This is a genomic window from Streptomyces sp. NPDC025833 (assembly GCF_055558055.1).
The window spans coordinates 90,032-108,748 of the sequence record NZ_JBVHNF010000015.1 but is presented as its reverse complement, the minus strand read 5'-3'; the positions used below and the strand labels follow the sequence as shown (position 1 = coordinate 108,748).

General features: G+C 77.5%; 19 protein-coding genes. 18 read left to right on the top strand and 1 reads right to left on the bottom strand.

Annotated elements, in window-relative coordinates; translation table 11 throughout:
- Positions 1-25: 25 nt before the first annotated feature.
- The 15 genes from ACZ4K2_RS26325 to ACZ4K2_RS26255 all read left to right on the top strand — a co-directional run bounded on the left by ACZ4K2_RS26325 (position 26) and on the right by ACZ4K2_RS26255 (position 15,129).
- Complete coding sequence (locus tag ACZ4K2_RS26325) at positions 26-1,660, top strand: carbamoyltransferase family protein (protein ID WP_467476357.1); 1,635 nt, start codon at positions 26-28, stop codon at positions 1,658-1,660.
- Positions 1,657-2,652: a glycosyltransferase family 2 protein gene (locus ACZ4K2_RS26320; RefSeq protein ID WP_467476359.1), complete on the top strand. Its 996-nt coding sequence runs from the start codon at positions 1,657-1,659 to the stop codon at positions 2,650-2,652. The genes ACZ4K2_RS26325 and ACZ4K2_RS26320 overlap by 4 nt, the downstream gene beginning before the upstream one ends.
- Complete coding sequence (locus ACZ4K2_RS26315; protein ID WP_467476360.1) at positions 2,649-3,356, top strand: D-glycero-alpha-D-manno-heptose-1,7-bisphosphate 7-phosphatase; 708 nt, start codon at positions 2,649-2,651, stop codon at positions 3,354-3,356. Before ACZ4K2_RS26320 ends, ACZ4K2_RS26315 begins: the two co-directional genes overlap by 4 nt.
- Positions 3,353-4,363: a glycosyltransferase family 9 protein gene (locus ACZ4K2_RS26310; protein WP_467476362.1), complete on the top strand. Its 1,011-nt coding sequence runs from the start codon at positions 3,353-3,355 to the stop codon at positions 4,361-4,363. Before ACZ4K2_RS26315 ends, ACZ4K2_RS26310 begins: the two co-directional genes overlap by 4 nt.
- Entirely contained in the window at positions 4,360-5,322 is a 963-nt protein-coding gene (locus ACZ4K2_RS26305; RefSeq protein ID WP_467476364.1) for a glycosyltransferase, read from the top strand. The genes ACZ4K2_RS26310 and ACZ4K2_RS26305 overlap by 4 nt, the downstream gene beginning before the upstream one ends.
- The gene (locus ACZ4K2_RS26300) at positions 5,319-6,554 is read left to right on the top strand and encodes a glycosyltransferase (protein WP_467476366.1); all 1,236 of its coding nucleotides are present in this window, start codon (positions 5,319-5,321) and stop codon (positions 6,552-6,554) included. The genes ACZ4K2_RS26305 and ACZ4K2_RS26300 overlap by 4 nt, the downstream gene beginning before the upstream one ends.
- The gene (locus ACZ4K2_RS26295; protein ID WP_467476368.1) at positions 6,551-7,363 is read left to right on the top strand and encodes a D-sedoheptulose-7-phosphate isomerase; all 813 of its coding nucleotides are present in this window, start codon (positions 6,551-6,553) and stop codon (positions 7,361-7,363) included. Before ACZ4K2_RS26300 ends, ACZ4K2_RS26295 begins: the two co-directional genes overlap by 4 nt.
- The gene (locus ACZ4K2_RS26290; RefSeq protein WP_467476371.1) at positions 7,360-8,778 is read left to right on the top strand and encodes a PfkB family carbohydrate kinase; all 1,419 of its coding nucleotides are present in this window, start codon (positions 7,360-7,362) and stop codon (positions 8,776-8,778) included. The genes ACZ4K2_RS26295 and ACZ4K2_RS26290 overlap by 4 nt, the downstream gene beginning before the upstream one ends.
- A gap of 785 nt (positions 8,779-9,563) precedes the next feature.
- Complete coding sequence (locus ACZ4K2_RS26285; protein ID WP_467476374.1) at positions 9,564-10,484, top strand: glycosyltransferase family 9 protein; 921 nt, start codon at positions 9,564-9,566, stop codon at positions 10,482-10,484.
- Positions 10,474-11,415 (top strand): glycosyltransferase family 2 protein, encoded by a 942-nt coding sequence (locus ACZ4K2_RS26280; protein WP_467476377.1) that lies wholly within the window; start codon positions 10,474-10,476, stop codon positions 11,413-11,415. Before ACZ4K2_RS26285 ends, ACZ4K2_RS26280 begins: the two co-directional genes overlap by 11 nt.
- Positions 11,412-12,332, top strand: a complete 921-nt coding sequence (locus ACZ4K2_RS26275) for a glycosyltransferase family 2 protein (RefSeq protein ID WP_467476379.1) — start codon at positions 11,412-11,414, stop codon at positions 12,330-12,332. Before ACZ4K2_RS26280 ends, ACZ4K2_RS26275 begins: the two co-directional genes overlap by 4 nt.
- A gap of 126 nt (positions 12,333-12,458) precedes the next feature.
- A complete protein-coding gene (locus tag ACZ4K2_RS26270; RefSeq protein WP_467476381.1) occupies positions 12,459-12,926 on the top strand; it encodes an STAS domain-containing protein in 468 nt (155 codons plus the stop codon).
- Positions 12,927-13,010: 84 nt separating this feature from the next.
- Positions 13,011-14,261: an ANTAR domain-containing protein gene (locus tag ACZ4K2_RS26265; RefSeq protein WP_467476384.1), complete on the top strand. Its 1,251-nt coding sequence runs from the start codon at positions 13,011-13,013 to the stop codon at positions 14,259-14,261.
- Positions 14,262-14,375: 114 nt separating this feature from the next.
- Positions 14,376-14,570, top strand: coding sequence for a hypothetical protein (locus ACZ4K2_RS26260; RefSeq protein ID WP_467476388.1), 195 nt, complete (start codon positions 14,376-14,378; stop codon positions 14,568-14,570).
- Between the two features lie 103 nt (positions 14,571-14,673).
- Positions 14,674-15,129 carry an RpiB/LacA/LacB family sugar-phosphate isomerase gene (locus ACZ4K2_RS26255; protein ID WP_467476391.1) on the top strand — a complete coding sequence of 152 codons (456 nt, stop codon included), beginning with the start codon at positions 14,674-14,676 and terminating at the stop codon, positions 15,127-15,129.
- Positions 15,130-15,182: 53 nt separating this feature from the next.
- Here ACZ4K2_RS26255 and ACZ4K2_RS26250 read toward each other — a convergent pair whose 3' ends face one another.
- Positions 15,183-15,548 (bottom strand): DUF6479 family protein, encoded by a 366-nt coding sequence (locus ACZ4K2_RS26250; protein ID WP_467476394.1) that lies wholly within the window; start codon positions 15,546-15,548, stop codon positions 15,183-15,185.
- Positions 15,549-15,655: 107 nt separating this feature from the next.
- On the opposite strand from ACZ4K2_RS26250, the gene ACZ4K2_RS26245 reads away from it, so the two are divergent.
- The 3 genes from ACZ4K2_RS26245 (at position 15,656) to ACZ4K2_RS26235 (ending at position 18,710) form a co-directional block, all read left to right on the top strand.
- On the top strand, positions 15,656-16,030 hold the full coding sequence (locus ACZ4K2_RS26245) for a four-helix bundle copper-binding protein (RefSeq protein WP_467476396.1): 375 nt from the start codon (positions 15,656-15,658) through the stop codon (positions 16,028-16,030).
- Between the two features lie 208 nt (positions 16,031-16,238).
- Positions 16,239-17,036: an oxygenase MpaB family protein gene (locus ACZ4K2_RS26240; protein ID WP_467476595.1), complete on the top strand. Its 798-nt coding sequence runs from the start codon at positions 16,239-16,241 to the stop codon at positions 17,034-17,036.
- A gap of 108 nt (positions 17,037-17,144) precedes the next feature.
- Positions 17,145-18,710: a phytoene desaturase family protein gene (locus ACZ4K2_RS26235; protein ID WP_467476399.1), complete on the top strand. Its 1,566-nt coding sequence runs from the start codon at positions 17,145-17,147 to the stop codon at positions 18,708-18,710.
- Positions 18,711-18,717 lie beyond the last annotated feature (7 nt).

Here is an 18,717-nt window from a genome sequence, read left to right as displayed (position 1 = left end):
CCGTCCCCGGCCCTGGAGACAGCGCATGCACGTCCTCGGTATCAACGCACTCTTCCACGACCCCGCGGCCGCCCTGATCACCGATGGCCGGACCGTGGCGGCGGCGGAGGAGGAGCGGTTCTCGCGCCGCAAGCACGGCAAGCGGCCCCTGCCCTTCTCCGCCTGGGAACTGCCCGAGCAGGCGGCCCGCTGGTGCCTGGAACAGGCGGGCCTCACCCCGTCCGGCCTGGACGCCGTCGCCTACTCCTACGACCCCGCGCTGGCCCGCCCCGCGGACCGGATGGGCCTGCACGACCCCTGGGACCACCTGCGCCAGGAGTACGCCCGCCGGGCCCCGGAGTTCCTCGCCGAGGCGCTGCCCGGACTCGACCCCGCCAAGGTGCGGTTCGTCCCGCACCACGTCGCGCACGCCGCCTCCGCCGGGCCCGTCTCGCCGTACCCCGACTGCGCCGTCCTCGTCCTGGACGGCCGCGGCGAGTGCGGCTCCCACCTGGCCGGCCGGTACACCGACCGGGAGCTGACCGTCCTCGGCACCCAGGAACTGCCCGACTCCCTCGGCCTGTTCTACGAGGACCTCACCCAGCACCTCGGCTTCCTGCGCAGCAGCGACGAGTTCAAGGTCATGGCGCTCGCCTCCTACGGCACCCCGCGCTTCGCCGAACGGCTGCGCGCGTACGTCCGCGCCGACGAGGCGGGCTCCTTCCGGGCCCGGCCCGTGCCCTGGGCCGACCTCGTCCCGCCGCGCCCGCCGGGCGGCGCCTGGAACCAGGACCACGCCGACCTCGCCGCCAGCGCCCAACTCTGCCTGGAGGAGGCGCTGCTGGCCCTCGCGCGGTGGCTGCGCGCACGCACCGGCGAGGACGCGCTCACCCTGGCCGGCGGCGTCGCCCTCAACTGCGTCGCGAACACCAGGCTGTGGCGGGAGAGCGGGTTCCGGCACATCTGGGTGCAGCCCGCCGCCGGGGACGCCGGCACCGCCCTCGGCGCGGCGGCGCACGTGGCAGGCCAGAAGGACGCCCTGGAGCCGATGCCCACGGCCGCGCTCGGCCGCGGCTGGCGCGACGAGGAACTGCGCGCCTGGCTGGACCGGGCCGCCGTACCGTACGAGGAGCCCGCCGACATCGCCGAGACGGCCGCCGAGGCGCTGGCCGCCGACGGGATCGTGGCCTGGTTCCAGGGGCGCAGCGAGTACGGGCCGCGCGCCCTCGGCCACCGCTCGCTGCTCGCCCACCCCGGGCGCGCCGGCAACCTGGAGCGGCTCAACGCGGTCAAGGGACGCGAGGAGTTCCGGCCGGTGGCGCCGATGGTGCTCGCCGAGCGCGCGGCCGAGATCTTCGACGGCCCGCTGCCCAGCCCGCACATGCTGTTCGTGCACGACGTGGCCGCCGAATGGAGGGCGCGCATCCCGGCCGTGGTCCACGTCGACGGCACCGCCCGCGTCCAGACCGTGGACCGGGCCGAGGAGCCCCTGGTGGCGCGGCTGATCGAAGGCTTCGAGCGGCGCACCGGGCTGCCCGTGGTGGTCAACACCAGCCTGAACACGGCCGGCCGGCCCATGGTCGACGACCCCCGGGACGCCCTGGAGTGCTTCGGCTCGGCCCCCGTGGACCTGCTGGTGCTGGGCCCGTTCGCGGTCCGCCGCGGGAAGGCGTTCGCATGAGCGCCGCGCCCGGCTACACCGTCGTCGTCCCGACGATCGGCCGCCCCTGCCTCGCCGCGTGCCTGCGCGCGCTGGCCGCGGCCGACGGCCATCCGCCGCACGAGGTGATCGTGGTGGACGACCGTCCCGCGCCCGAGGGCCGCCTGCCGCTGGGGGCGGCCGGGCACCTGCTCGACCGGGTGCGCACCCTGGGCACCGGCGGCAGGGGACCGGCCGCCGCCCGGAACGCGGGCTGGCGGACCGTCCGCACCCCCTGGACGGTCTTCCTGGACGACGACGTCCAGGTGCTGCCGGACTGGTCCCGGCGGCTCGCCGAGGACCTCGCCGGGGCCGGCCCCGGCGTCGGCGGCGTCCAGGGGCGGCTGCGCGTCCCCCTGCCCCCGGACCGCCGCCCCACCGACTGGGAACGTGCCACCAAGGGCCTGGAGAACGCGGCCTGGGCCACCGCCGACATGGCCTACCGCACCGAGGCGCTCCGGCGGACCGGCGGCTTCGACGAACGCTTCCCCCGCGCCTTCCGCGAGGACGCCGACCTCGCCCTGCGCGTGCGGCGGGCCGGCTGGTCCCTGGTCCGGGGCGCGCGGGTCACCCGGCACCCGGTCCGCCCGGCCCACTGGTGGGCCTCGCTGCCCGCGCAGCGCGGCAACGCCGACGACGCCCTGATGAACCGGCTGCACGGCCGCGGCTGGTGGGACCGCGCGCAGGCGCCCCGCGGCCGGCTGCCCCGCCACCTGGCGGTCACCGGCGCGGCCCTCGCCGCCGCCTTGTGCGCCCTGGCCGGACGGCGCCGGGCCGCGACCGCCTGCGCGGCCCTGTGGACGCTCGGCACCGCCGAGTTCGCCCTCGCCCGCATCCTGCCCGGCCCGCGCACCGGCCGGGAGATCGCCGGGATGCTCGGCACCAGCGTGCTCATCCCGCCGCTCGCGGTGCGCCACTGGGTGCGCGGAGTCGTCCGCCACCGCGACGCCCGGCCGCTGGGAGGTGCCGGATGACCGGCGTGGCGGCGGTCCTCTTCGACCGCGACGGCACCCTCGTGGCGGACGTGCCGTACAACGGCGATCCCGGCCGGGTCCGGCTGCTGCCGGGCGCGGCGGAGGCGGTCGCGCTGGCCCGCTCGCACGGCCTGGCCACCGGGGTGGTCAGCAACCAGTCCGGCATCGGGCGCGGACTGCTCACCGTCGAGCAGGTGCTCGCCGTCGACGCGCGCGCCGACGCGCTGCTGGGCGGCCTGGACACCTGGGTGTTCTGCCCGCACGCCCCGGACGCCGGGTGCCCCTGCCGCAAGCCCCGGCCCGGGCTGGTCCGCGCCGCCGCCGCCCGGCTGGGCGTGCCGGCCGCCGCCTGCCTGGTGATCGGGGACATCGCCGCCGACGTGCTGGCCGCCCGCGCCGCGGGCGCCCGGGGCGTCCTCGTGCCGAACGCGGCCACGGCGCCGGTGGAGGCGGAACGTTTCTCCAGTGTGAGCGCCCCCGATGTGCTCACCGCCGTACGGACCGCTCTCGGCCCGCCCGCGCGAAACCTCTCCGCGCGAGACCTCTCCGCGCGAAACCTGCCCGCGCCCGAAGGCCCGCCGGCCGGCGGCCTCCCGGCCGGCGGCCCCGGGCCCGGTGTCCCCCCGAACGGTGGCCCCGCGCCCGGTGACCCCAAGGGAGGCGGTCCCGCGGATGGCGGGGCGACGGGGAGGGCGGCGCCGTGAGGAGCCTCGTCGTCCGGCTCGACAGCTTCGGTGACGTGCTGCTCGCCGGCCCCGCCGTACGCGCCGTCGCCGCCCGCAGCGCGCACGTCGCCCTGCTCTGCGGCCCCCGCGGCGCGGACGCCGCCCGGCTGCTGCCCGGCGTCGACGAGGTGCTGGTGTGGGAGGCGCCCTGGGAGGGCTTCGATCCGCCCCCCGTCACCGAGGCGGACATCGGCGCCCTGCTCGGACGGCTGCGCGCCGGGGCCTACGACACCGCCCTCGTGCTCACCTCCTTCCACCAGAGCCCGCTGCCCACCGCCCTGCTGCTGCGGCTCGCCGGCATCGGCCGGATCGGCGCCGACAGCGCCGACCACCCCGGCCGGCTCCTCGACGTGCGCCACCGGCGCGCGGCCGGCCGGCACGAGGCACGGGCCGCCCTCGACACGGCCGCGGCCCTGGGCTTCCCGCCGCCCCCGGGCGACGACGGACGCCTGCGCGTCCTGCCGCCCCCCGACACCGGCGGCCTGACCGGCAACGGCCCCTACGTGGTCCTGCACCCGGGGGCCAGCGCCCCGGCCCGCGCCTGGAGCCCGCACCGCTGCGCCGAGGCCGTCACCCTGCTCGCCGACGCCGGGCACCGCGTGGTCGTCACCGGCGGCCCCGGCGAGACGGCGCTGACCCGGCAGGTCAGCGGGGACACGGCCGTGGACCTCGGCGGCCGGACCAGCCCCCGCGTCCTCGCCGGGGTGCTGCGCATGGCCGACGTGGTGATCAGCGCCAACACCGGCCCCGCCCACCTCGCCGCCGCCGTCGGCACCCCGGTCGTGTCGCTGTTCGCGCCCGTGGTCCCGGCCGGCCGCTGGGCTCCCTACGGCGTCCCCGTCATCCTGCTCGGCGACCAGTCGGCGCCGTGCGCGGACACCCGGGCCCGTACCTGTCCGGTGCCCGGCCACCCCTGCCTGGACGAGGTCACCGGACAGGACGTGGTGCGCGCGGTGCACAAGCTCATCCGGGAGCGGCAGTCATGAACATCCTCGTCTGGCACGTGCACGGATCCTGGCTCACCGCCTTCGTGCGGGGCTCGCACACCTACCTCGTCCCGGTCACCGCCGACCGCGGCCCCGACGGCCTCGGCCGCGCGGTGACCTGGGACTGGCCGCGGTCCGTCCGGGAACTGACGCCCGCGGAACTGCGCCACGCCGACATCGACCTCATGGTCCTCCAGCGTCCCCACGAACCCGGTCTCGCCCTGCGCTGGACCGGCCGCCGGCCCGGCGTGGACGTGCCCGCCGTGTACGTCGAGCACAACAGCCCCGACCGGTCGCCCGAACGCCAGCCGCACCCGCTGGCGGACCAGTCGGCGATCCCGGTCGTGCACGTCACCCACTTCAACCGGCTGATGTGGGACACCGGCCGGGCCCCGGCCGAGGTCGTCGAGCACGGCATCGTCGACCCCGGCCCGCTGTGGACCGGCACCGAACGGCGCGCGGCCGTCGTGGTCAACGAGCCCGTGCGCAGGGGCCGTACCACCGGCACCGACCTGCTGCCCCGATTCGCCCGGTGCGCGCCCCTGGACGTCTTCGGGATGCGCACCGAGGGCCTCGCCGAGCACCTCGGCCTGCCGCCCGGACGCTGCCGCTCCCGGGACCTGCCGCAGCACGAGCTGCACCGCGAGATGGCCCGCTGCCGCCTCTACCTGCACCCCGTGCGCTGGACCTCGCTCGGCCTGTCCCTGCTGGAGGCCATGTTCCTCGGGATGCCCGTGGTCGCCCTGGACACCACGGAGGTCCGGGAGGCGGTACCCGACGGCGCGGGCGTGGTCACCAACCGGCTCGACGCGCTGGAGGACGCCGTACGGGCCTTCCTCGCCGAGCCGGAGCTCGCTCGCCGCACCGGCGCGGCGGCCCGGGCCGCCGCCCGGGCGCGCTACGGAGAGCGGCGCTTCCTCGACGACTGGGAGCGCCTGATCAAGGAGGTCACCCGATGAGCCGCATTCCGCACACGGCCGGCCGCGTCGCCATGGTCTCCGAGCACGCCAGCCCGCTGGCCGCGCTCGGCGGCCCGGACGCGGGCGGCCAGAACGTGTACGTGGCGCAGGTCGCCCGGCAGCTCGCCAGAACGGGGTACCGGGTCACGGTGTACACCCGGCGGGACTCGGCGGGGCTGCCGGACCGGGTGACCCTCATCGACGGCGTGCAGGTGGTGCACGTGCCCGCCGGCCCGCCCGAACCCGTCCCCAAGGACGAACTCCTGCCGCACATGGTGGAGTTCGGCGAGTTCCTGGCCCGGCAGTGGGCGGCGGTCCCGCCCGACGTGGTGCACGCCCACTTCTGGATGTCGGGACTGGCCGCCCTGTCCGGCGCCCGCGACCTCGGCATCCCCGTCGTGCAGACCTACCACGCCCTCGGCACGGTGAAGCGGCGCTACCAGGGCGGCGCCGACACCAGTCCGCCGCAGCGCCTCGCCGTCGAGGAGGCCATCGGGCACGAGTGCGCCCGGATCATCGCCACCTGCCGCGACGAGGTGGCCGAGCTGAAGGCGATGGGGCTGCCGGAGGACCGGATCGGCGTCGTGCCCTGCGGTGTCGACCCCGACCAGTTCGCGCCGGTCGCCCCGGTCCGCCCGCCCGGCGCCCGCAGACGGCTGCTGGCCGTCGGCCGGCTCGTGCCGCGCAAGGGCTTCGACCGCGCCATCCGGGCCCTGGCCGGTGTCCCCGACGCCGAACTCCTCATCGCCGGCGGCCCCGAGGCCGACCTGCTCGGCGCCGAACCCGAGGCGGCCCGCCTGTACGCCGTCGCCGCCGAGTACGGCGTCTGCGACCGCGTCACCCTGCTCGGCGGGGTCGGCCGGGCCCGCATGCCCCGGCTGATGTCCAGCGCCGACCTGGTGCTGTCGCTGCCCCGGTACGAGCCCTTCGGCATCGTCCCGCTGGAGGCCATGGCCTGCGCCACCCCGGTCGTCGCCACCGCGGTCGGCGGCCAGCTCGACACCGTCGTGGACGGCAGCACGGGCCTGCTGGTCCCGGCCGACGACGACGATTACGACCTCGGCGCGGCCGTCCGGGCCCTGCTCGCCGACCCCGGCCGGCTGGCCCGGTACGGAGCCGCCGGGCGCGCCCGGGTCCTCACCCACTACACCTGGGACCGGGTGGCCGACGGCGTGGCCGGGGTGTACGGCGGCGTGTCCTCGATCCGCTCGCTCTCGGGAGTCGTCCGATGAAGACCGTCACCGGCACCGGCCGCACGACCACCGGCACCGGCACCACCCACTGCGACGACCTGGTGCGGGCCCTGGAGACCTTCCGGGACAGCGGACCGCTCGTCGAGCGCTGGGGCGCCGAACTCGCCCGGCGGCTCGGCTCGGGCGCCCGGCTGCTCGTCGCGGGCAACGGCGGCAGCGCCGCCCAGGCCCAGCACCTCACCGCCGAACTCGTCGGCCGCTACCGCGACGACCGGCCGCCGTTCTCCGCGGTCGCCCTGCACGCCGACACCTCCTCCACCACCGCGATCGCCAACGACTACGGCGTGCAGGAGGTGTTCGCACGCCAGACCGCCGCCCACGGCCGCGCCGGGGACGTGCTCCTGCTGCTGTCCACGAGCGGCGCCAGCGCCAACCTGCTGGCCGCCGCCGACCGTGCGCACCGGCTCGGTATGACGGTCTGGGCGCTGACCGGACGGTCCCCCAACCCGCTCCAGCTCGGCGCCGACGAGGCGCTGTGCGCGGACGCCCCGGTCGCCGCCACCGTCCAGGAACTGCACCTGGTCGCCGTGCACATGCTGTGCGAGGCCTTCGACCGGGCCGTGGCGCGCGGTGCGGCCGGCCACCGGGCCGACGGCACGCCGGCCGGCGACGGCGGACCGGCCGACGCTGGATCGGCCGACGGTGGACGAGCGGACGGCGGACCGGCCGGTGGTGGACCGGCCGCCGACGGCGGGCCCGGTGTCGTCGGCCGGCTCGTCGGCCGTGCCCGCACCGTCGGCCGGGCCGCACCCGGCACGCCCACCGCCCCGAGGAAGGGACACGCATGACCGCCTCCCGTACACCCCTGGTCGTGGTGGGCGACGCCCTGCTCGACCACGACCTGTGCGGCCGGGCCGAACGACTGGCCCCCGACGCCCCGGTCCCCGTCGTCCACGGCACCCGGCGCAGCTCCCGCCCCGGCGGCGCGGCACTCACCGCCTGCCTGGCGGCCGCCGACGGACGTCCCGTCACCCTGGTCACCGCGCTCGGCGCCGACGCCGCCAGCGACACCCTCAGGGAACTGCTGGACGGCCGGGTCGGCCTGGTCGAGGTGCCGCTGGAGGGCACCCTGAGCAGCAAGACCCGGGTCATGGCCGGGGACCGCCCGCTGCTGCGCCTGGACGACGGCGAGGGCCGCGCCCGCGAGGCCACCGCGCGGGCCGTGGCCGCCGTCGCGGCGGCGGCGGGCGTGCTCGTCGCCGACTACGGCCGGGGCACCGCCGACGTCCTGCGCGACGCGCTCGCCCACACCGCGGCCCCCGTCGTCTGGGACCCCCACGTCCGCGGCCTGCCACCGGTCCCCGGCGTCCGCCTGGCCACCCCCTCGGCCCAGGAGGCCCGCGCCTTCGCCCGCTATCTGGAGGACGGCGGCGAGACGCGCGACCCGGCCGGGCTGCGGACCGCCGCCCGCGACGCGCGCGCCCTCGTCGGCGCCTGGCGGGCCCAGGCCGTCGCGGTCACCCTCGGCGCCCGCGGCGCGCTGCTCTCGCACGGCGAGACACCGCTGCTCGTGCCGACCCCGGCCGCCGCCACGGGCGACCCCTGCGGCGCCGGCGACCGGTTCGCCGCGGCAGCCGCCGGTCTGCTCGCCGACGGCGGCCTCACCGAGGCCGCCGTCCAGGCCGCCGTGCACGCCGCCACCCGGTACGTCGCCGAGGGCGGCGCCCGCGCCGTCGCCGTCGCCGAGCGGCCGGAGACCGCCGCCGAGCCGGCTCATGGCGGCGACACCACAGGCGACGCCGTGCGCACCGCCGCCCGGGTCCGGGCCGCCGGCGGCACCGTCGTCGCGGCCGGCGGCTGCTTCGACCTGCTGCACGCCGGGCACGTCGCCCTGCTCCAGGCCGCCCGCCGGGCCGGCGACTGCCTCGTCGTCTGCGTCAACTCCGACGACTCCGTGCGCCGCCGCAAGGGCGGCGGACGGCCCCTGGTCCCGGCCGCCGACCGGGTGCGGGTGCTGCGCGCCCTGGAATGCGTCGACGCGGTCGCCGTCTTCGCCGAGGACACCCCCGAACGCATCCTCGGCGAACTCCGGCCGCACATCTGGGCCAAGGGCGGCGACTACGCCCGCACCCGGCTGCCCGAACAGTCCCTGGTGGAGAGCTGGGGCGGACAGGTCCTGCTGCTGCCCTACCTCGACGGCCGCTCCACCACCAACCTCGCCCGGCGCGCGGCATCGGCCCCCGCCACGGGACGCCGGAAATGAAGACCACCCCAGCGCCCGTCCCGCGCCCGACGCCGGCACCCGCTTCGTGCACGTGCACGACGGCCGCGCCTGTCATGTGTGCGACGACCACATCCGCCTCGCGCCCGATGGCCGCACCCGCTATGTGCGTGACGGCCGTACCGGTGGCGTGCGTGACGGCCGCACCCGTCCCGCGCCCGGTGGCTGCACCCGCCTCGCGCTCGACACCCGCACATGCTTCGTGCGTGACGCCCGCGCCCGCTTGGTGCACGACGCCCGCGCCTGCCATGTGTGCGACGACCACATCCGCCTCGCACCCGATGGCCGCGCCCGCTATGTGCGTGACGGCCGTACCGGTGGCGTGCGTGACGCCCGCGCCGGCTTCGTGTGCGACGGCCGTACCCGTCCCGCATGCGACGGCCGTCCCTGTCCGGTATGCGGCAGCCGCACTCGCCCCGGGCCCGACGCCCGCACTCGCCCCGTGCCCTACGCCCGCACACGCTTCGTGTGTGCCGGCCGTCCCGCTCGCGCCCCCACCCGCCCCCCACGCAACGCCCCCACCGACCCCACCCGCCCCACTCGCCCCGCACGCAACCGGCACCCCCGACCCCCCGCACAAGGCACCCGGCACGCCCCGCCCCCGGCCTCTCGGGGCCGCCTCCGGTCCGGCCGGTGCTCACCGCTCGCCGCCGACCCGCACGCGTCCGGCCCACCGCGGGACCCCCGCGGCGACCGAGGGGCGGTCCGCGGACCCCCCGTGCGTCCTGGTCCTGCGCGCCCTGGGGCTGGGCGACCTGCTGGCCGGGGTGCCCGCGCTGCGCGGTATCCGCCGGGCGTTCCCCGGTCACCGGATCGTCCTCGCCCAGCCGCCCGGCCTCACCGAACCCGCCCTGGCCACCGGCGCCGTCGACGCGGTCCTCGCGGCCGAGGCGCCGGGCCGCGCGGTGCCGGACCTCGGCCACTGGACCGGGCCGCCGCCCGACGTCGCCGTCGACCTGCACGGCAACGGCCCCGAGAGCCGCGACGCGCTGGCCGTCCTGGGGCCGCGCCGGCTCCTCGCCCACGCCTGCCCGGACGGCCCGCCCTGGCCCGCCCACGCCAACGAACGCGACCGCTGGTGCGCCTTCCTGGCGGCCTACGGCATCCCGGCCGACCCCCGGGACCTGCGGCTGCCCCGGCCCGCCACGCCGTCCCCGGCTCCGGGCGCGGTCGTGGTGCACCCCGGCGCGGCCTCGGGCGCCCGCCGCTGGCCGGTCCGGCGGTTCGCCGCCGTCGTCCGCTGCCTGCGCGCCGCCGGCCACCACGTGGTCCTCACCGGCGGCCCCGGCGAGGACGCCCTGGTCCGCTCGGTCGCCGAACACAGCGGCCAGCCCGGCCGCGACGTGCTCACCGGCGGTCTGCCGCTCGCCCGGCTGTCCGCGCTGGTCGCCGACGCGTCCCTGGTGCTCAGCGGCGACACCGGCATCGCCCACCTCGCCGTGGCCCACGGCGCCCCCTCCGTCACCCTGTTCGGGCCCGTCTCCCCGCGCCTGTGGGGGCCGCCCCCGGGCCCGGACCACCTGGCCCTGTGGAAGCCCGGCCCGCCCGGCGACCCGCACGGCCGCACCCCCGACGCCCGTCTGCTGCGCCTGCGCACCGGCGAGGTCGCCGCCGCCTGCCTGATGCTCCTGCGCACCCACCGCGGCCACCGCCGGCCGGCCGGACCGGAGGTGGCGCATGCCCACTGAGCAGGCGCCCGGCCGCACCCGCAGGCCCACCGCCCCGGGCGACCCCCGGGTCACCGTCGCCGTCATCACCCGCGACCGCAGCGCCAGCCTGCTGCGTACCCTCGACGCGCTGGCCGCGCTGCCCGAACGGCCCCCGGTCGTCGTGGTCGACAACTCCCGCCACGACACCACCCGCCGCGCCGTGGCCGGCCACCCCGCGCTCACCTGCCTGCTGCGGCCCGCCGGCAACACCGGGGCCCTCGGCCGCAACCTGGCCGTGCGGCACGCCCGCACCCCCTACGTGGCCTTCAGCGACGACGACTCCTGGTGGGACCCCGGCAGCCTCGCCCGCGCCGCCGACCTCCTCGACCGGCACCCCCGGCTCGGGCTGCTCGCCGCCCGCACCCTGGTCGGCGACGACGCGGCCGAGGACCCCCTCAACGCGGTGCTCGCCGCCTCGCCCCTGCCCCGCGAACCGGACCTGCCCGGGCGCCCGGTGCTCGGCTTCCTCGGCTGCGCCTGCGTGGTCCGCCGCGAGGCCTTCCTCGACGCCGGCGGCTACCACCCGCTGCTCTTCTTCGGCGGCGAGGAGACCCTCCTCGCCTACGACCTGGCCGCCGCCGGCTGGGGCGTCGCCTACGAACCCGCCCTCAGCGCCCGCCACCACCCCGAGGACCGCGGCCGCGGCGGCCGCTCCTTCCTCGTCCGGCGCAACCACGTCCTCACCGTCTGCCTGCGCCGCCCCTGGCCGGTCGTCCTGCGCGCCAGCGCCGGCCTCGTACGGGCCGCCGCGGCCGGCCGCCCCGGCGCGCGCCGCGCCCTCAGGGAGACCGTCGCGCGGTTCCCGGCCGCCCTGGCCCACCGCCGGACACTGCCCCCGCGCGTCGAACACGCCGCCCGGCTGCTCGACCGGGAGACGGCCGCACCCCCGCCAGGAGGCACCGCACGATGACCCGTACGACGACCCGCACCGGCCCCGACGAGCGCACGACCGTCGTCCTGATCACCCACAACCGCCGCGCCGAACTGCTGCGCACCCTCGCCCTGCTGCACCGGCTGCCCGAACGCCCCGCGGTGATCGTCACGGACAACGCCTCCACCGACGGCACCGCCGAGGCGGTCGCCCGGGACTTCCCCGAGATGACCCTGCTGCGCCCGGGCCGCAACCTGGGCGCCGTCGGCCGCAACCTCGCCGTCCGGCGGGTCCGCACGCCCTATGTCGCCTTCTGCGACGACGACACCTGGTGGGCGCCCGGGAGCCTCGGCCGGGCCGCCGACCTGCTGGACACCCGGCCCCGGCTGGCGGGCGTCACCGCGCGGATCCTCGTCGAACCCGGCGGCACCGAGGACCCGGTCGTCCGCGAACTGCGCGAGTCCCCCCTGCCCCGCCCCGGCTGGCTGCCCGGACCGGCCCTCGGCTCCTTCCTCGCCGCCGCCACGGTGCTGCGCACCGAGGCGTTCCGGGCCGGCGGCGGCTTCCACGCCGGCCTGTGGCTCGGCGGCGAGGAGGAACTGCTCGCCTGCGACCTGCTGCGCCAGGGCTGGTGGCTCGCCTACGCGGAGGACCTCACCGTCCACCACCACGCCTCCCGGCTGCGCGACAGCACCGCCCGCCGCGTCCTCGGCCTGCGCAACACGCTGTGGTTCACCTGGCTGCGCCGCCCGCTGCTGCCGGCGCTGCGCCGCACCGGGCACCTCATCCGCACCGTGCCCCGGGACGCCGCCTCGGCACGCGCGTTCGCGCACGCCACCGCCGGGCTCCCGTGGGTACTGCGCCAGCGCGATCCGGTCCCGCGCGAACTGGAGCGCCGGCTCGCCGCGCTGGAACGGGCCCGCCGTGACTCACCCGCCCGGCGGTACGTCGGCTGACCACCGGGCGGTACGACACGCCCCGGGCACGTCGTTGCGTCCGGCAACCGTCCGGAGGCACAGTGACATCCCGGTCGAGCAGCGGCCGGCCGATCCCCCCGCCACCGCCCAGGAAGCCGTTCCGCCATGGAAACCGGTCAGCCGTCCCCTGCCCGCGACCACCCCGGCGGCCCGCCGCCCCTGCTCCTGCGGACCCGGCGCGAGGACCGCACCGGGTCCGGCGCCGCCAGCGTCCTGACGGCCCGCGGCACCGTCGACGCCTCCAACGCCGGGCGGTTCACCGAGGCCCTCGCCGCACACCTCGCGGACGCCGCCGAAGCCGGCGCCCACCCCCTGCTGGATCTCACCGAGGTCTACCTCGCCTGCCCCGCCGCCGACCTCCTCGGCCGGGTCGCCGGCGGCCTCGCCGGCTGCGGCCGCGCACTGGCCGTCGTACAGCCCCGGCCGCACGTGCGGGAGGCCCTGGCCGCGGCCGCGCTGCCGGGCATCGAGGTCCACCCCTCCCTGGCGGCCGCCCTGCGCGCCGCGCCGGCCTCCGGACCGGCGCCCGCGGATCCCGGCGGTCCGACCCCGCGCGGCGGACGGTGCGGTTGAGGGCGGGGCGCCTACCGTGCAAGGTGGTGCACAGGCCAGCAAGAGGCCGAGCCGCTTCTTCGGGACGTCCTGTCTGGTGATGCGATGAAACCTTCCTCTGGCCGGCCGGCCGCACCGGCTCCCCTCCTCATCGAGTCCTCCGTCGTCGAGGGGCTGCCCGCCGAAGGCGCGCTGCTGCTGCGCATGTCCGGCAGCCTCGACGCGCACGGTGCCGAGGCCTGGTCGGAGGAGCTCCGCGGCCACCTGGCCCGGGCCGACAGCGCCGGACTGCACCCCGTGCTGGACATGGCCCACGTGCAGCTCGGCGGCGCCGCCGTGCTCCGCACCCTCAGCGAGACGACCCGGGCCCGCACCGGACGCCCCGACCTGATCATCGTCCGCGCCCGGCCCGGGGTCCGCGAGGCGGTACACCTGGCCCGCCTGTCCGGCGTCCGCCTGTACGCCACCCTGGACGAGGCGCTGCGCGAGCTGGCCCGCGCCGCCTCCCGGGCCGAGGAACTGCCCGCCTGGCGCTCGCAGATGGCGGACCCGCTGCGCCCCACGTACGAGGACCTGCACAAGGAGGTCCTCGCCCTGCGGGCCCGGGTGCGCACCGCGCCGGTGATCGGCATGGCGCAGGGCGCGCTCATGGTCCGCTACGGCCTGGCGGACCCCGGCAGCGCGTTCCGGGTGCTGCGCGAGGCGTCGCAGCGGTTCAACGTGCCGCTGCGGGTCCTGGTCTCGGCCGTGGTGGTGGCCCGGCCCCCGAGCGGCGAGGTGTGGTTCCCGGGCCGCCGGACCCTGCCCGTGCCGCAGCTCGGGATCCTGGCCCGTGCCGGCCGCGACCCGCGCTGCCGGCGGCAGATGCTCGACGCCGTCCTGTACGAGGCGCTGGCCGTCGGCCGGGCGCCCGCCGGGTACGCGCAGTTCGTGGACCCGGCCGTGAACGTGCTGACGCTGGAGACCCACCACGGCTGCGACGACACCTTCCTCGACCACCTCGTGCGCGGCCGGGGCGAGGGCACCGCCGACGCGGCGGCCCGCACCCGGGGCCGTCAGGTGAGCGTCGCCGACGTGGCCACGGACCCGCTGCTCTCCGACGAGTGCCGCCGGGCCCTGCTGACCGTCGGCGCCCGGGCCGTGCACAGCGTCCCGGTGGTCTCCTCGGCCGGCTCCTGCACCGGGGTGATCAGCCTGCACTGGCCCGACGCGGGCCGCCGGCCGGGCGCGGCGCAGACGGAGGCGTTCGCCCGGCTGGCGTCGGACACGGCGGCCTGGCTGAGCTGGTACCACCGCTCGGTGCTGCTGGACGCCCTGGAGCACCTGCACCGGGCGCTGACCCGCGGCGAGCGCTGACCCGGCCGCCGGGCCGTGCCGCGGGCGGGCACCGGCCGCGGCGTGCGTCACCCGCGCCGCCCTGGGAACCCGGACCCCGCACGGAACACGCACCACCCGGAGGGAGTCCGGCGCATGTCCAATCCGCAGCAGCCCGAACAGCGGCGCAGTGACAAGGGAGGCGCCACCCCGCAGGACAGCGGCGAGCTGAAGGCCCGCCAGTCGCCCGGCCGGGGCGCCGGTGCCCGTCCGCACGGCTCGGACAAGGGCGCCAAGGGCGGGGGAGAGGGCGGCGGGGTGCCTCCGGCACAGCAGCCCGACCACCCCTGACCCCGTCCCGTCGTGATCGCCGCTGCCGGACGGTCCCCGCGGGGGCCGTCCGGCAAGCCCGGGTGGTCTGCCCGCGCCGGCGGCCAGGGGTTACGCTCCGGGCATGCGGATCTCCGTCTCCTCCGACATGGACGAACCCGTCGCCCGCCTGCTGGTGGCGGAACTGCGGCGCCTCGGCCACGAGGTCCGCGAGCACGGCGCGCTGTGCCCCGGGGCCGACGCCCGGTGGGCGGTGTGCTCCGAGGCCGCCGCCCGCGAGGTGGCCGAGGGCGCGGCCGACCAGGCGGTGGTCTGCTGCTGGACCGGCACCGGCGCGTCCATCGCCGCCAACAAGGTGCCGGGCGTGCGGGCGGCCCTGTGCACGGACGCCGTCACGGCCGACGGCGCGCGCCGCTGGAACGACGCCAACGTCCTCGCGCTGGGCCTGCGGCTGACCTCCGAGCCGGTGCTGCGGGAGATCCTCGACGCATGGTTCGCGGCCGGGCCCAGCCAGGACCCCGAGGACCGGCAGAACGTGGCCCGCGTCGGCCGCCTGGACGCCGCCCGGAAGATCTCCTAGGGGCGTGCGGCGGTCCGGCGCGGGCCGGGGTGCCGGATGGGGTCGGGGAGGGATCAGTGGGCGCCGAGTCCGCCGCCGCCGAACGAGCCGCTGGAGCCCTTGCTCCAGCGCGGGCGCTCGGTCGACTCGCTCGGCCTGGAGTCCATGTTGGACAGGTCGTAGGGGGTCAGGGGGCGTTCGCCCTTCTCCACCTGCGGTACGTCCGCGGACTCCCTGTTCTCCCGGACCTCGCGGACCGGGCCGCCCGGCGGCATCTTGGTCTGCTCCTCGGGCTTGGGCCGGGGGGACTCGCGGTACTTGACGCGGGAGTTCATCCAGAAGCCGCCGGCGAGCAGCGCGAGGAGGCCGACGGCCACGATGAACAGAACGAGGCTCATCAGGCCGCTCGCCGCGGCCAGCTGCATCGATGCGGTGTCCATAGAACAGATATACCCTTCTAAAATCGTACCAATCCGGACATTACGATTCGTCGGATGTGCGGTACGGTGACGGGTTTGTGCCCGCCCGCCCCGGCTACCCGCACGGTGTGACACCGCCGACATCGCAGCAGGAGCTGTACCGGTTCCTGGAAGACCGCTTCGCCTGCGCCCAGGCGTGCACGGAGTGCGCCCGGACCTGCGCCGTGCGGGCGAGCCTCGTCGACCCGGACGGCACCGAGCACCAGGAGCGCGTGCGCCGGCTCGGCATCATGTGCGCCGAGGTGTGCGACGCCACCTGCCGGTCGCTGTGCGAGGAGAGCCGGCAGGACGAGGAGCAGATGCGGGTCCGGGTGGAATGGTGCCGCTCGGTCTGCCTGGAGTGCGCCCGCGCCTTCGACGGGCACCCGGGCGCGGAGTCCGCCGCGGCCACCTGCCGGGACTGCGCCGGCGCCTGCGCGCTCTTCCTGGAGGTGCTCGAATGAGGCCCGCGCGGTGAGGGTGCCGTGCCGAGGGTGCGGACGTACTCGTGGGGGTCTGCTCGGCCCGGGCATGCCACGGGCACGCCGCTGACCGGCCGGCGCGGCCCGGGCCTTGCCCGTGGGCGGGGAGGCCGCCCACACTGCCGGTGTGGACGACAGGGGCACGCGTGGTGACCCGGGGCTCTTCGGCCCCGGCTCGGTGACGTGGCAGATGCACGGCGACCCGATGATGTGGGTCGCCGGCATCCGCGCGCTGTACCTCCAGGCACTGCACCCGAGGGCGGTCGGCGGGGTGCTGCAGAACTCCGACTTCCGGCGCGACGCCTGGGGGCGGCTGCTGCGCACCGCGGACTTCGTCGGCACGACCACGTACGGCACGGCGGAGGCCGCCGAGCGCGCCGGCGCCCGGGTCCGGAAGATCCACAGCATGCTCGGCGCCACCGACCCGGACACCGGCGAACGCTACGGCGTCGACGAGCCCGGCCTGCTGCTGTGGGTGCACTGCGCGGAGATCGACTCCTACCTGCACGTCGTGCGCCGCTCCGGCTACCCGCTCACCGACGCCCAGGCCGACCGGTACGTGGCCGAACACCGCGTCAGCGCCCGGCTCGTGGGTCTCGACCCCGGGGCCGTGCCCGCGGACCGCGCCGCGCTCGCCGCGTACTTCGAGCGCGTCCGGCCGGACCTGGCCGCGGGCGCCGGGGCCCGCACGGTGGACGACTTCCTGCTCCGCCCGCCCACGCACCCCCTCCTGCTGCCGGCGCGCGCCCTGCTGTGGCGCCGGGTGGCCCGGCTCGCGTACGCCGCCTTGCCGCCGTACGCCCACGAGCTGTACGGCAGGCCCGCCCCCGCGCCGGCCGCCGTCACCCGGAGACTGCGCGCCACGGGCACCCTGCTGCGCGCGGTACCGGCCCGGCTGCGCTGGCAGCTCCCGCCGAAACACATCCTGCGCGCGATGGCGCGGCTCGGCCCGGACACGCGGCCGGCACCACCGGGACCGGCGCGGTAGCGCGCGGCGCCCACGGCACACCCGCCTCTCCGATCGCGCCGGAGGGCCGGCGGAGCACCCTGCGGACGCCCTGCTTCCCAGGCCCATCCGCACGTGTTACGAAGAACCATGTCTGCCACCGAGGGAACCCGAAGGTACGACGCCGTCATCGTCGGCGGGGGCCACAACGGGCTGGTCGCCGCCGCCTACCTGGCCCGCGCCGGACGCTCCGTGCTGGTGCTGGAGCGCCTGGACCACACCGGCGGCGCCGCCGTCTCCACCCGCCCCTTCGCCGGACTGGACGCGCGCCTGTCCCGGTACTCCTACCTGGTCAGCCTGCTGCCCCGGAAGATCGTGCGCGATCTCGGGCTGGACTTCCGGGTCCGCTCCCGCACCGTCTCCTCGTACACACCGGTCGAGCGGGGCGGCCGGGCCACCGGGCTGCTGGTCGGCGGCGGCGAGCGGCGGACCCGGGAGGCCTTCGCCCGGCTGACCGGCGGCGACCGCGAGTACGCGGCCTGGCAGCGCTTCCACGCCATGACGGGCCGGATCGCGCAGCGCGTCTTCCCGACGCTCACCGAACCGCTGCCCACCCGGGACGTACTGCGCCGCCGCATCGACGACGAGGCCGCCTGGCGGGCGCTGTTCGAGGAGCCCCTCGGCGTCGCGGTCGAGCAGGCGTTCACCGACGACCTGGTCCGCGGCGTCGTCCTCACCGACGCGCTCATCGGCACCTTCGCCGACGCCCACGACCCCACGCTGGTGCAGAACCGCTGCTTCCTCTACCACGTCATCGGCGGCGGGACCGGCGCCTGGGACGTGCCCGTCGGCGGCATGGGCGCGCTGACCGACGCGCTGGCCGCGGCGGCCCGCGCGGCCGGGGCGGTCCTCGCGACCGGGCACGAGGCCGTCCGCATCGACACCGACGGGCACCACGCCGAGGTCGCCTACCGCACGCGCGACGGCGAGGGCGTCGCCGCCGCCCCGTACGTCCTGGTGAACGCCTCCCCGCACGAACTGGCCGCCCTCACCGGCGACCCTGCGCCCGAACCCGCCGAGGGCGCGCAGTTCAAGGTCAACATGCTGCTGGAGCGGCTGCCCCGGCTGCGCGACACCGGCACCGACCCGCGCGAGGCGTTCGCCGGCACCTTCCACATCGCCGAGGGCTACCAGGAACTGGCCACCGCGCACGCCCAGGCCGCCGCCGGCCGGCTCCCCGCCGTGCCGCCGTCGGAGATCTACTGCCACACCCTGACCGACCCCACCGTCCTCGGCCCCGAACTCGCCGGGCGCGGCTGCCAGACGCTCACCCTCTTCGGCCTGCACACCCCGGCCCGGCTCTTCGACCGGGACAACGACGGCGTGCGCGAGACGCTGCTGGAGTCGACCCTCGCCCAGCTCGACACCCACCTCGCCGAGCCCCTCGCGGACTGCCTGGCCACCGACGCCGACGGCCGCCCCTGCATCGAGGCCAGGACCCCGCTCGACCTCGAACGCGACCTGCGGCTGCCCGGCGGCCACATCTTCCACCGGGCCCTGTCCTGGCCGTACGCGGAGCCCGGCGACGGCCCGTGGGGGGTGGAGACGCGGCACGCCCGGGTCCTGCTGTGCGGGGCGGGCGCGGTGCGCGGGGGCGGGGTGAGCGGGGTGCCGGGGCACAACGCGGCGATGGCGGTCCTGGAACGGGACACCTGACCGCCGC